Raw genomic sequence first — 12,618 nt, forward strand, 5'->3', positions numbered from 1 at the left:
CGACGGCCAAAGGCTCCGCATCGCCAATATACAGGGTTTCAAAAACCTGCAATGGCGTTCTTTGCCCATCCGTTGATGGTCCGGTTATCATACTTCAATTGCCTTGACTACAAGCCTCATTTCGCTCCGGAAACGGCCGTTTGCCGCATGCCGCACCGCCGTGACGGGCGGCACGACACGTCAGATCATGGCCATGCCGCCGTTGACGTGAATGGTCTGCCCGGTGACGTAGGCTGCTTCGTTCGAGCTCAGATAGACGGCGGCCGCCGCGATGTCCTCGGGTGTCCCCAGGCGGGCGGCCGGAACCTTGGTGAGAATCGTTTCGCGCTGCTTGTCGTTGAGCGCATCGGTCATCGGCGTCTTGATGAAGCCGGGCGCGATGCAGTTCGCGGTCACGCCACGCTTGGCGTATTCGGCCCCTAACGTCTTGATCATGCCGATCAGGCCTGCCTTCGACGCCGTATAATTACCCTGCCCGGGATTGCCGGTGACGCCGACCACCGAGGTGATGGCGACGATGCGGCCGAAGCGCTTGCGCATCATCAGCTTGGTCGCGGCGCGCGCCAGGCGGAAGGTCGCGGTCAGATTGACGTTGATGACCTCGTCCCAATCCTCGTCGCGAAGCTGCACGAAGAGATTGTCACGCGTGATGCCGGCGTTGGCGATGAGAATGTCGACCTGGCCCATCGCCGCTTCCGCAGCGGGCACCAGCGCCTCGACCTCGTCGGCCTTGGAGAGATTGCAGGGCAGCACGTGGGCGCGCTCGCCGAGCTTGCCGGCGAGCTCATCCAGCACCTCCTTGCGCGTCCCCGAGATGGCGACGGTAGCGCCCTGCGCGTGTAGCGCCTGCGCAATCGCACCGCCAATGCCGCCGGTCGCGCCGGTGACGAGCGCCTTTCGGCCAGTCAGATCGAACATTGATGGACTCCCTTAAGCCTGCTTCGCAGCGGCCAATGCATCCTTGGCGGCGGCAATATCGTTCGGGCCGCCGACCGCAATGCCGACGGCACCGTCCGCGATACGCTTGACGAGACCGGTCAGCACCTTTCCGGCGCCGATCTCGAAGAAGCGCGTGACGCCCTGCCCGGCCATGAAGGCCACGGACTCGCGCCAGCGCACCGTTCCGGTGACCTGCTCGACCAGGCGGCGGCGAATCTCGTCGGGATCGGTGATGGCGCTCGCCAGCACGTTGGACACCAGCGGCGCGGCCGGGGCCTTGATCGTCACCTTCGACAGCGCCTCCGCCATGGCATCCGCAGCCGGCTGCATCAGCTTGCAATGGAACGGGGCGGACACCGGCAGCAGCATCGCGCGCTTGGCGCCCTTGGCCTTGGCGATCTCGACGGCGCGATCGACCGCGGCCTTGTCGCCGGAGACGACGACCTGGCCGCCGCCATTGTCGTTGGCGGCCTGGCAGACCTGCCCCTGTGCCGCCTCGCCCGCGACCTCGATGGCGGCCTCGTAGTCGAGACCGAGCAGCGCGGCCATCGCGCCGGCGCCGACCGGGACGGCCTTTTGCATTGCGAGACCGCGGGTGCGAAGCAGACGCGCGGTATCCGACACCGTCAGGCTGCCGGCGGCCGCCAGCGCCGAATACTCACCGAGCGAGTGGCCGGCGACGAAGGCAGCGTCTCGCGCCACGGAAAAACCAGCCTCGGCCTCGAGCACGCGCAAGGTCGCGATGGACACCGCCATCAGCGCCGGCTGGGCGTTCTCGGTGAGCTGGAGGGTTTCGGCCGGACCTTCCCAGATGATGGCCGTCAGCTTCTCGCCGAGCGCGGCATCGACCTCGTCGAACACGGCGCGCGCGACCGGAAAGGCGTCGGCCAGGGCCTTGCCCATGCCGACAGCCTGGGAACCCTGCCCAGGAAATGTGAATGCAGCCGTCATCGGCGCTCCCTGCTGTCAGGCATGATCCTGTTCTGAACCGGCAGCCGATTTACGCCCGGCCTTGGGCCGTGGTTCCTTGGGCCGTGGTTCCTTGGACCAAGAGTCCCTCGGCCAAGGTTCCGGATCATGCTCCAAAGGGGGCCGTAGACACCGTCCGGGGCCGCACTGTCAAGCCGAGACGGGAACTGGGAGCGGCATTCAACGGGGAATGAGCCCCTCAAAACCCGCCGGCGGTCTGGTCGGCATCGACGTCCGCGCCTGCCCGGGCGCGGCGCGCACTGCTCACGACTTGCCCCGGCCGATCCTCGCGATTCGGCTTGGCCGTGGCCAGCCGCAGGACCGCAGCGTAGCTCGGTTGCACCTCCATGCGGCCCGCGTACCGGCTCGCACTCAGCAGCCGGTGCACCTTCGGCAAATTGTAGCAGGGCACGTAGAACAAGAGATGATGCTCGAGGTGATAGTTCACGTAATACGGCGCGATGAACAGGCGCTCGAGAAAATTGGCATGCGTCGTGCGCGTGTTGCGCAAGGGGTCGCTGCTATCGGGGACGACGGCGTGCTCGGCGATGTTGCGGATGCGCGTGATGACCATCATCCAGGTCAAGAGCGGCACCAGCCAGAGCAGCGGATAGGCCCACCACACGCCGGCCGCTGCACACGCGGCAAACATGGTCCCGTTGACCACGCATTGCCGGCCGAGCATCTCCCAGAAGTGCGCCGCACGCCGCCGCCATGACCAGTCCTTTGGCCCGAGCGCGTTGAGCAACTGCGCCTTGCGCTGCTGGTAGCCGGTCTGCCCGGTGATGTCGCGGATGAACTTGCGGCGATAGCTCAGCCCCGTGATCGGAAACGGCGCCGACAGCACCAGATCGGGGTCGTCGTCCTGCTGGGTACGCGCATGGTGCTGAAGATGGTAGCGCCGGTAGCTGCGCGTCTCCGCAAACAACGGATAGGCGCAGAACCACTGGCTCAGCGCCAGATTGGTTTTCTCGTCGGCGGACAGGCAGCCATGTGCGCCGTCATGCATCAGGATCGCAAGGCCGAGCTGGCGCGAGCCGATGATGGCGACGGCGAAGACATAGGTGAGCGGATTGGGCCACCACGCGACCAGCGCGATGGCTGCAATGATCAGCGCCCAGGCGTGCGCGATCAGCGCAGCGCCCTTCCAGGTCGCGCGCTGACGTATCTCGGCCAATTGATCGTCGGTCAGGAAATCGCGGGCACGCATGCGAAGCGCGGTCATGGCCTAACCCTTTCCATTCGAATTGTCGGATGCCTCGCGCGCCTCGACGAGACGCAGGCGCCCGGCGTCTTCAGTGGATTTCGCCTGCTCGCCCAGCACGCGCAGCATCTCGGCGCAGAGCGCCTCGGGCGAGCGGCCCATCGCGTAGCCCTCGAGAATGACGCCGATGGCGACGGCCCAGAACCGCCGCGAGCTTTCGTCGGGCGCGCGCAGCGAGCGCCAGCTGTGCCGCTCGACCTGCCCCGCATAAGCGCGCGTACCCTCGCTGTGCAGGCGCTCGATGGTTCGCTCCACCAGTGGCGCGAGATCCTGGCGACGCCGCGTCAACGTCAGCGCCTCGGCGAAGAACGCGACCGAATCGCTCGCCGTCACGGTCTCGGCCAGCGCGCGGGTGTATTCCCCGGGCGTGCGCGCCTTCAGCGCCGCCTGCTCGGTGGTGCGTGCCAGATACAAGAGATCGCGGCAGGCGCATTCGACGAACAGCGCCTCCTTGGTGCGGAAGTAATAGGTGATCTGGCTCGGGAACGCGTCCGCGGCGGCCGCGATGTCGGTGATGGCCGTACCGGAAAGCCCCCGCTCCCGAAACAGCGGGCTCGCCGCATCCAGAAGCAGCGAGCGCATCTTGCGGCCGGCCGAGCGCGTTGCGCGCGCGGTGTGCTTGGGGTCGCCTGCCGCTTCGAGCGGCGCATCGGCCGACGCTTTTGCCATGGGATCCTCTCCGCTGATTTATTTGTATGTTATACAAACAAATAGATCAAGCCGAATCTTGGTATTGGAGGATGGGTTTTGTTCCCGTCGGCTTGAAGATGCCCCTCCAACCTTGCAAAGCCGGCCAAAATCCGTATAAGGCGCCGATCCGCAGACCCCGGCCGGGAGCTGAACGGACGGTCTCAGCAAATCATTCGTGATTTTGGTGTGGCAGGGCCAGTCGGCCCGTCGTCCCGTGTTTCCGCCTTCTGAGCTTGATCCCAGAGTCCTTTCCGAAGGCCTCTTAAGGGTTTGACGCCGGGCGATGCGCCAACATGAGGAAAGGACGACCATGCCTCTTTACGAGCATGTTTTTCTCGCGCGTCAGGACGCGAGCCCGCAGCAGGTCGAAGAGCTGACTGCGCAGATGACCGGTATCGTCGAAGGTCTCGGCGGCAAAATCACCAAGACCGAGAATTGGGGCGTGCGCTCCCTCACCTACCGCATGAACAAGAACCGCAAGGCGCACTTCGTGCTGCTCAACATCGACGCGCCGTCCGCGGCGATCGCCGAGATCGAGCGCCAGGAGCGCATCAGCGAGGACGTGATCCGCTATCTCAGCGTCCGCGTCGAGGAGCTCGAGGAAGGCCCGTCCGCGATGATGCGCAAGGCCGACCGCGACCGCGAGCGTGACGACCGCGGCGGCGGCTTCCGCGGCGAGCGCGAAGGCGGCTTCCGTGGCGACCGCGAGGGCGGTTTCCGCGGCGATCGCGGTCCGCGCCGTCCGCGCGACGAAGCTGAAACCACGGATGGGGAGTAAGAATCATGGCTGAAGCTGGTGCACGCCGCCCGTTTTTCCGTCGTCGCAAGAGCTGCCCGTTCACGGGCGCCAATGCTCCGAAGATCGACTACAAGGACTCCAAGCTGTTGATGCGTTACGTCTCCGAGCGCGGCAAGATCGTGCCGAGCCGCATCACCGCGGTGTCCGCGAAGAAGCAGCGTGAGCTCGCCCGCGCCATCAAGCGCGCGCGGTTCCTGGGCCTGTTGCCCTACGTCATTCGCTGATACGACCAACTCGACCGGCGGACGCTGCTCCGCCGGTCGCGACTTCTAGAACTCATAAGGCTTCCGGGTCGTCCGGTCGCCGATGGTTGGGGCAGACGACGCCTCTAACCGCTCGAAGGGAGCGGGACAGCTGATGATGGCCTTTGCACTGATCGCCCTGATCGCCGGCGCCGCGTCGGCCCTGATGTTCGCCTCGATCAAATCGGGCGCGCTGATCTCGCTCGTCCTGTTCTATCTCGCTCCGCTTCCTCTGATGGTCGCCGCGATCGGCTGGGGGCCGCTTTGCGCGAGCTTCGGCGGCATCGCCGCCGCGATCGGCCTCGGCGCCCTGTTCGGCCTGCCCTATTGCATCGCCTTCGCCGTCACCGTCGCGCTGCCGGCGTGGTGGCTCGGCCATCTCGTCCTGCTCGGGCGTCAGGTGGGAAGCGCTGCGCCTGCCGCCGGCACCGCTCCCGCCTCGGAGCCGGACGTCGAGTGGTACCCGGTCGGCCGCATCCTGCTCTGGATAGCCGGCTTCGCGACGCTGACCACGATGGCCGCTTTGCTCACGCTCGGGACCGACGCGGAGACCATCACTGGCACATTGCGCCGGGGCCTGACGCGCCTCCTGCGCACCACCGACCCGCAAACTTCGGGCGAAGCCAGCCAGTTCGTCGACGCGCTGGTGCGCATCGCGCCCGCCGCCGCCACGATCGCCGCGACCATGACGCTCACTCTCAACCTCTGGCTCAGCGCCAAGGTGACCGCGACGTCGGGCCGGCTGCGCCGTCCCTGGCCGGACCTCAAGACCACCGAGCTTCCGCAGATGACGCTGGTGGCGCTGTGCATCTCCATCGCCTTCTGTTTCACCGGGGGGCTGCTTGGCATCGTGGCGCAGATCGCGACCGCCGCGCTGACGATGGCCTATGCGCTGGCCGGTTTCGCCGTATTGCACACGCTGACGCTGGCGCTGAACGGCCGCACGTTCTGGCTCGGCTCGACCTACGCCGCCGTCGTCGTGTTCGGATGGCCCGTCGTCGCGATGGTGATCCTCGGGCTTGCGGATGCCTTGTTCGGCTTGCGCGAACGCTTCCTGCGCAGCCGGCAGCCGCCGCCACTGCCTACACCTTGAGTTCAACCCGAAACTGAAACCTGAGAGAGCACTTCAAGAGGAGAACGAATATGGAAGTCATTTTGCTGGAACGCGTCAACAAGCTCGGCCAGATGGGCGAAGTCGTGAAGGTTCGCGACGGCTACGCCCGCAATTTCCTGCTCAAGCGCGGCAAGGCGCTGCGCGCCACCGCCGACAACCGGGCCAAGTATGACGGCATGAAGGCGGAGCTCGAAGCGCGCAACCTCGCCTCGAAGGCCGAAGCGTCCAAGATCGCCGAGAAGATCGAGGGCAAGAACATCGTCGTGATCCGCCAGGCCTCCGAAGCCGGCCAGCTGTTCGGCTCGGTCACGGTGCGCGACATCGTCATGGCATTCGAAGCCGACGGCGTCCATCTCGACCGCCCGCAGGTGCAGCTCGACGCGCCGATCAAGACCATCGGCAAGCACACGGTCACCGTTGCCGTTCACCCCGAGGTCGAGGTCGAGATCACCGTGACGGTCGCCCGCAGCCAGGACGAGGCCGAGCGCATCAACCGCGGCGAGGACATCTCGACCCGCAACGAGGATCGCGACGCGGCCGCCGAGGCGATCGCCGCCGCCGGCGAGTTCTTCGATCCGGAAGCCGAACACGACGACGTCGCGCCGGCGCCGGCTGCGGAAGAGAAGTAAGCCACAACTCGTCATGCGCGGGCTTGACCCGCATCCATCGTCAAAGAAGCTTTCGTGATGGATGCCGGGTCAAGCCCGGCAATGACGAAGAAACAACCGAGCCCGGCTGCCTCACGCGGCCGGGCTTTTCGTTTTCGCAGCGACGTCCTCGCTCAGCATCGCGATCGAGGCCAGCGCGGTTGCGGTATGCTTCTCGACGCCGTCGCTGACGCAGAATACGTCGGCGGCGACCACCGCGACCTGGCGCCCCGGCTTGATCACCCGGGCGCGGCAGATCAGCTTCTCGCCGACCGCGGGCGACAACAGATTGAGCTTATATTCCGCCGTCAGCGCCGGCTGACCGCGCGACGTGGCGGCTGCGATCGTGGTGGCGTTGTCGACCAGGAAGGCGGTGACGCCGCCGTGGAAGAAGCCGTGCTGCTGCAACAGCTCCGGCCGGCGCTCCACGGCGATGGTGCAGGTGCCGCGCGACAATTCGGACACCTCGGCGCCGACCAGGCTCATGAAACCCTGTCGGCCGACATTGGCGTGGATGCGTTCGGCAATGGGCGCAAATTCCGGATCAGCGTCGGCCCGCATGCGTCTCTCCCTCATTGCTTGTTGATGCGATCGAACGGCCTCAACGCACGCTTGGCACAGGCGATCAGCGTATCCGCCTCGATGCGTGGATCGGTGCGCTCACGACCCGACAGGAAAGCGCGGCAGAAGATCTGCGCCGGACCGATCAGCTGGCTGACGAACATCACCGGCGTCATCGGCAGAAGCTCGCCGCTTGCGACCAGCGGCGCGCGCCAGCGCTCGATGCCTTCGGCAAGCCGCGCATTCTGCGCCCGCTGCGCGTCGCGGAAGTCCTCGCCCCACTCGCTGCGCGAGATCTCGAAGAGGTAGCGCGCCTCGCGCCGGCTGGTCACGACCCAGTCGAGATGCGCCCGGATCAGGCGATCGATGCCCTGCTCGGCGTCAGGGAGCGGATCGAGCGCGGCCAGTATCGCGGCGTGATAATGCCGCAAGACCTCCAGAAACAACGCACCGGCGAGCTCCTTCTTCGAGCCGAAGGCGTGGAAGAAGCTGCCATTGGAGGCTCGCGCGCGGGTGCGGATCGCGGCCACCGTCGCGGCTTCGAAGCCGAGGCGGTCGAACACGGCAAGGCCGGCAGCCAACAAATCCTCTCGCACGGACGCCGTCATGGTCGCCTCCTAGAGCATTACTCTAGAGCACTACTCTAATGACGGTCAAGACGATGCAAAGGCCGCGGATGGGCGCGGCCTTTTGCATCGTCGATCGAAAATCCCGGTGACTTAGCGCGAGATCGGCGGCGCCGGCGGACCGGAGGACGCGGGCGGGGCCGGCGGCGGAACTGCAGCAGTCGCGGGCGGCGCCGGTTCCTGCGGCTTGGCCGCGGGCGCCGGCTCCGCAGGCTTCGGAGCAGCCTCTTCCACCGGCTTGGGCGCGGCCGGCTCAGCGGGCTTGGCCGCGGCTGGAGCTGCCGGCGTCACCTGTGGGACCGGATCGGACCGCAGCGCCGGCGTCTCGCTGCTGCGCGGCTCGACCTTGGCACTGTCGGGCTTGACGGCGTCCGGCTTCGGTTCGGTCTTCTTGTCCTCGGTCGCCGGCGTCGCGGGATCGACCTTCGGGGCTTCCTCCGTCCCGGGCTTGGCGCGCCGCTTGCCTTTGCGTGCCTCGGGCGTAGCCTCTCCCTCCGGCTTGGCGCCCTCCTCGGCCGGCCGTGCGGCACGCTTCTGGCGCGTCCCCTCAGCAGCCGGAGTGGCGGCCTCGCCCTCGGGCCTGACGCCCTCCTGCGCGCGCGGACGTCGGCCCTGCTCTGGCGAAGCGCCGTCCTTCTTGGCGTCCTTGGCCTGGTAGCGGGTGTCGGTGGCACCGTTCGAGATCAGATAGGCGGAGAGGACGCCCGCCATGTCCGAGCTTGTCGTGTAGTGCTGGCGCAGGAAACCCGGCAGCGAGCCGGGCGAGACCGACTTCAGCAGCCCGCGCGGGCTCTTGTGGCAGGCATTGCAGGTCTGAGAGAACAGCTGCGACGGGGTCTTGCCGGCTTCGAGGTTCGTCGCCTGCGCAAGAACGGAATCGGCCGCACCGAAGCCAATCAGGAGCAACACCGTCGCGAGGCTGAGCGCTCGGCTCGACATTCCCATCATCTCCGTTGAATTTACTGCGAATGCAGCCGGCATCCGGCGCGGCGGCGGTCACCTTTTAACCGATTGAGCCGCGAATGGAAGCAGGTCCGCGCGCAAGGATGTGATTAAGCGGTTTTCGAATATCTACTTTGAATACAGTGCAATAGCGTAGCCGGAATCGGCTCGCTAGATTTGAATGCAAACGCATAGGAACCGCTGCGGCGCCTGGGCGTCAGATGCGAAGGCCGGGTAGTCGCATCTTTCGGGTTCGCTCGAGAGGATTGCCGATGGACCGTTTGTTGCGTCGTTTCCTGTCCCAATTCATCCGCCGCGGATCGTTGACGGTGACCAGCGCGAGCGGCTCGAAGTTCACCGTCGGCGACGGCTCCGGCGAGCCGGTCGCGGTCCGCTTCGTCAGCGCGGACGCCGAGCGGAGGGTCCTCGTCAATCCCGAGCTGGGGCTGGGCGAGGCTTACATGAACGGCGAATTCGTGGTCGAGCGCGGCACCATAGCTGATGCCCTCGCGATCCTGCTCGATCAACCCGACCTATTGCCGCAGTGGGCCAAGCCGTGGTGGCACCTGCGCTACCTGACGCGGCACCTCAAGCAGTTCAATCCCCGCCCGCGCTCCCGTCAAAACGTTGCTCATCACTACGATCTCGACGGCCGGCTCTATTCGCTGTTTCTCGATGCCGACAAGCAATATAGCTGCGCCTATTTCGAAACGCCCGAGATGTCGCTGGACGACGCGCAACTTGCCAAGAAGCGGCACATCGCGGCGAAGCTTCTCGTCAGCAATGGCCAGCGCGTCCTCGACATCGGCTCCGGCTGGGGTGGCCTCGGGCTCTATCTCGCCGAGTTCGCGGGTGCCGACGTCACCGGGATCACGCTGTCGACCGAGCAGTTGCAGGTCGCTAATGCGCGCGCCGCCGAAAAGGGCCTGAGGGGCTCGGCCAGATTCCAGCTCCAGGATTATCGCGACGTCGAAGGTACGTTCGACCGCATCGTCTCCGTCGGCATGTTCGAGCATGTCGGGGCAGGGTTCTATGACGCCTACTTCCAGCGCTGCGCCGAGCTGCTGAAGGAAGACGGCGTCATGCTGCTGCATTCGATCGGCCGTTCGCAGGGCCCGGATTCGACCAATCCCTGGATCGCCAAATACATCTTCCCCGGCGGCTACATCCCGGCCCTCTCGGAGGTGTTGCCGGCGATCGAGCGCGCGGGCCTGCTGGTCTGCGACATCGAGATTCTGCGCCTGCACTATGCCGAGACGCTGAAGGCCTGGCGGGAGCGGTTCATGGCGCGGCGCGAGGAAGCCGTGCAGCTCTACGACGAGCGCTTCGCCTTGATGTGGGAATTTTACCTCGCGGCCTGCGAGATGACGTTCCGCAAGCAAGCCATGATGAACTTCCAGATCCAGCTCACCCGCCGCCAAGGCGTAGTGCCGATGACCCGCGACTATATCCCGCGCGAGGAAGCCCGGCTGCGGGCCCGGGAAGGCGCGGCCATGCCGAGGCTCAAGCTGGCTGGTGAATAGGTCCGGATCTTAGTGACGCAGGGTCGAAATCCCGGACGTCCGGAAAGACGCCGTTAACGCCAATTGCGCCTGAAATTGTAGCAGGATTTCGGGTGCGACCGGCTGGCGGCGGACCTCAGGCTGCTCGGCGTGCTTCATGGCCGCGATCAACCCCGACAGCCACAGACGGCTGCCTGCCTCGCGTCGCCAATTCTGGTGCTGCCATTCTGGCTGCATCGCTCGCCTCGTATCCCTGTCGGCCGGGAATGAAACAATCCCCTGCCCGCTCGCCTGTTCCCAGCATGACCCCGAAAGAATCCGGGGAGATGTGATCTGCTTCACATAAATCTGGTCCGGCCTGGCTTAGACCGTCGCCATGAGCAAAGAGACCCAAACCTCATTCGACGTGCAGGACGACCTCCGCACCGATTACGCCCTGATGGTCACCGGCGTTGGGGCGGCCCTGGTTGCGCTGGTCTACCTCCTGCTGGTCTGAAGCCGAGCCGAATACGGCCCGCGTGCGTCATTTCGCCCGCTTCTTGATAGGTCTGCGCGTCAGCCCTCAGGGTTCACGGGTTTCAGGATTTTTCCATGGCGCGACCGCGGCCCCCTTGGGACGAGCGAGTTCCGCCAAAATCCAGTCAAGCGCGGCGCATGCTGCGGCTGCCAATCATCCACCATTTTAACTGAGCAGTTGATAGCGGTCAGCTTTTGCTTCCGCTTTGACCTGCGGCGGCGCTTTATCCCGGCCCCGCATCCGCCCAAGAAAATTGCTAAGCACGTCCGACCATGGCACTGACTGATTCGAACGTTCTCAAACTCGCGCCCGATGCCGGAACTCCCGCCTATCGGAGCGCACCGCACAATATCGAGGCCGAACAGAGCCTTCTGGGCGCGATCCTGGTCAACAACGACGCCTTCTACCGCGTCTCCGACTTCCTGGAGGCCAAGCACTTTTTCGAGCCGCTGCACCAGACCATCTTCGAGACCGCCGGCAGCCTGATCCGGATGGGCAAGATCGCCACCCCGGTCACGCTCAAGACGTTCCTGCCGGCCGATACCGATGTCGGCGGCATGACCATCGGACAATATCTGGCGCGGCTCGCGGCCGAAGCCACCACCATCATCAACGCCCAGGACTATGGCCGCACCGTCTACGATCTGTCGTTGCGCCGCGACCTGATCGGCATCGGCGAGGACATGGTCAACGTCGCCTATGACGCGCCGGTCGACTTCCAACCGCGGGCGCAGATCGAGGATGCCGAGCGCAAGCTGTACGAGCTCGCCGAGTCCGGCCGGTATGACGGGGGCTTTCAGAAATTCTCGCAGGCCCTGACCGTCGCCGTCGATCTCGCGGCCAAGGCGTTCCAGCGCGACGGCAAGCTGTCGGGCATCTCGACGGGACTGCGCGACCTCGACACCAAGATGGGCGGCCTGCAGCATTCCGACCTCATCATCGTCGCGGGACGCCCCGGCATGGGCAAGACGTCGCTGGCGACCAACATCGCCTACAACGTCGCGCAGGCCTACGTGCCGGAGCTTCAGGCCGACGGCACCATGAAGGCCGCCAACGGCGGCGTGATCGGCTTCTTCTCCTGCGAAATGTCGGCCGACCAGCTCGCCACCCGTATCGTGGCCGAGCGCACCGGCATTCCCTCCTCCCACATCCGTCGTGGCGGCATCACGGAGGCCGATTTCGAGAAGATCCGGCAGGTCTCGATCGAGCTGCAGTCGCTGCCGTTCTACGTCGACGCTACCGGCGGCCTCTCGATCGCGCAGCTGATGGCGCGCGCGCGCCGGCTCAAGCGCCAGAAGGGTCTCGACCTGCTCGTGATCGACTACATCCAGCTGCTGTCGGGTTCAGGCAAGCGAAGCGACAATCGCGTGCAGGAAATCACGGAGATCACGACCAGCCTGAAGGCGCTGGCCAAGGAGCTCAACGTTCCCGTGATCGCGCTCTCGCAGCTGTCGCGCCAGGTGGAATCGCGCGACGACAAGCGGCCGCAGCTGTCGGACCTGCGCGAATCCGGCTCGATCGAGCAGGACGCGGACGTCGTGCTGTTCGTGTTCCGCGAGGAATATTACCTCGCCATGAAGGAGCCGCGCCCCGGCACCGAAGAGCATGCCAAATGGCAGGCCGACATGGAACGCACGGTCGGCCGCGCCGAAGTCATCATCGGCAAGCAGCGCCATGGTCCGACCGGTACCGTCGAGCTGCACTTCGATGCCTCGGTCACGCGCTTCGGCGACCTCGCGCATGACGGCCAGCTGCCGGACCGCAGCGACTACTAGATTGTTCCCCGGGTTGAACGGGGCCTGTCTC

General features: G+C 65.7%; 13 protein-coding genes. 6 read left to right on the forward strand and 7 right to left on the reverse strand.

Annotated elements, in window-relative coordinates; genetic code table 11:
• Positions 1-180: 180 nt before the first annotated feature.
• From fabG to AC24YW_RS01900, 4 genes are all read right to left on the reverse strand, one after another.
• Positions 181-918 (reverse strand): 3-oxoacyl-[acyl-carrier-protein] reductase, encoded by a 738-nt coding sequence (gene fabG / locus AC24YW_RS01885; protein WP_025035827.1) that lies wholly within the window; start codon positions 916-918, stop codon positions 181-183.
• A gap of 12 nt (positions 919-930) precedes the next feature.
• The gene (fabD, locus tag AC24YW_RS01890; protein ID WP_487481109.1) at positions 931-1,890 is read right to left on the reverse strand and encodes an ACP S-malonyltransferase; all 960 of its coding nucleotides are present in this window, start codon (positions 1,888-1,890) and stop codon (positions 931-933) included.
• Positions 1,891-2,107: 217 nt separating this feature from the next.
• On the reverse strand, positions 2,108-3,133 hold the full coding sequence (locus AC24YW_RS01895; RefSeq protein WP_487481110.1) for a fatty acid desaturase family protein: 1,026 nt from the start codon (positions 3,131-3,133) through the stop codon (positions 2,108-2,110).
• Between the two features lie 3 nt (positions 3,134-3,136).
• The gene (locus AC24YW_RS01900; protein WP_487481111.1) at positions 3,137-3,841 is read right to left on the reverse strand and encodes a TetR/AcrR family transcriptional regulator C-terminal domain-containing protein; all 705 of its coding nucleotides are present in this window, start codon (positions 3,839-3,841) and stop codon (positions 3,137-3,139) included.
• Between the two features lie 331 nt (positions 3,842-4,172).
• Between AC24YW_RS01900 and rpsF the strand changes: the two genes are divergently transcribed.
• From rpsF to rplI, 4 genes are all read left to right on the forward strand, one after another.
• Positions 4,173-4,640 (forward strand): 30S ribosomal protein S6, encoded by a 468-nt coding sequence (gene rpsF / locus AC24YW_RS01905; RefSeq protein ID WP_025035823.1) that lies wholly within the window; start codon positions 4,173-4,175, stop codon positions 4,638-4,640.
• A gap of 5 nt (positions 4,641-4,645) precedes the next feature.
• Complete coding sequence (gene rpsR, locus AC24YW_RS01910; protein WP_007592020.1) at positions 4,646-4,885, forward strand: 30S ribosomal protein S18; 240 nt, start codon at positions 4,646-4,648, stop codon at positions 4,883-4,885.
• A 133-nt stretch (positions 4,886-5,018) separates the two neighbouring features.
• Positions 5,019-5,996 carry a DUF2232 domain-containing protein gene (locus tag AC24YW_RS01915; RefSeq protein WP_487481112.1) on the forward strand — a complete coding sequence of 326 codons (978 nt, stop codon included), beginning with the start codon at positions 5,019-5,021 and terminating at the stop codon, positions 5,994-5,996.
• A gap of 50 nt (positions 5,997-6,046) precedes the next feature.
• The gene (rplI, locus tag AC24YW_RS01920) at positions 6,047-6,646 is read left to right on the forward strand and encodes a 50S ribosomal protein L9 (RefSeq protein ID WP_487481113.1); all 600 of its coding nucleotides are present in this window, start codon (positions 6,047-6,049) and stop codon (positions 6,644-6,646) included.
• A gap of 111 nt (positions 6,647-6,757) precedes the next feature.
• On the opposite strand, the gene AC24YW_RS01925 is transcribed toward rplI, so the two are convergent.
• The 3 genes from AC24YW_RS01925 to AC24YW_RS01935 form a co-directional block, all read right to left on the reverse strand.
• On the reverse strand, positions 6,758-7,225 hold the full coding sequence (locus AC24YW_RS01925; RefSeq protein WP_487481114.1) for a PaaI family thioesterase: 468 nt from the start codon (positions 7,223-7,225) through the stop codon (positions 6,758-6,760).
• Positions 7,226-7,236: 11 nt separating this feature from the next.
• A complete protein-coding gene (locus AC24YW_RS01930) occupies positions 7,237-7,833 on the reverse strand; it encodes a TetR/AcrR family transcriptional regulator (RefSeq protein ID WP_487481115.1) in 597 nt (198 codons plus the stop codon).
• Positions 7,834-7,944: 111 nt separating this feature from the next.
• Entirely contained in the window at positions 7,945-8,790 is an 846-nt protein-coding gene (locus AC24YW_RS01935; protein ID WP_487481116.1) for a hypothetical protein, read from the reverse strand.
• A 275-nt stretch (positions 8,791-9,065) separates the two neighbouring features.
• On the opposite strand from AC24YW_RS01935, the gene AC24YW_RS01940 reads away from it, so the two are divergent.
• Positions 9,066-10,316: a cyclopropane fatty acid synthase gene (locus AC24YW_RS01940; RefSeq protein WP_487481117.1), complete on the forward strand. Its 1,251-nt coding sequence runs from the start codon at positions 9,066-9,068 to the stop codon at positions 10,314-10,316.
• 768 nt (positions 10,317-11,084) lie between these two features.
• Positions 11,085-12,587, forward strand: a complete 1,503-nt coding sequence (locus tag AC24YW_RS01945) for a replicative DNA helicase (RefSeq protein WP_487481118.1) — start codon at positions 11,085-11,087, stop codon at positions 12,585-12,587.
• Positions 12,588-12,618 lie beyond the last annotated feature (31 nt).

The organism is Bradyrhizobium sp. USDA3516 (assembly GCF_057651995.1).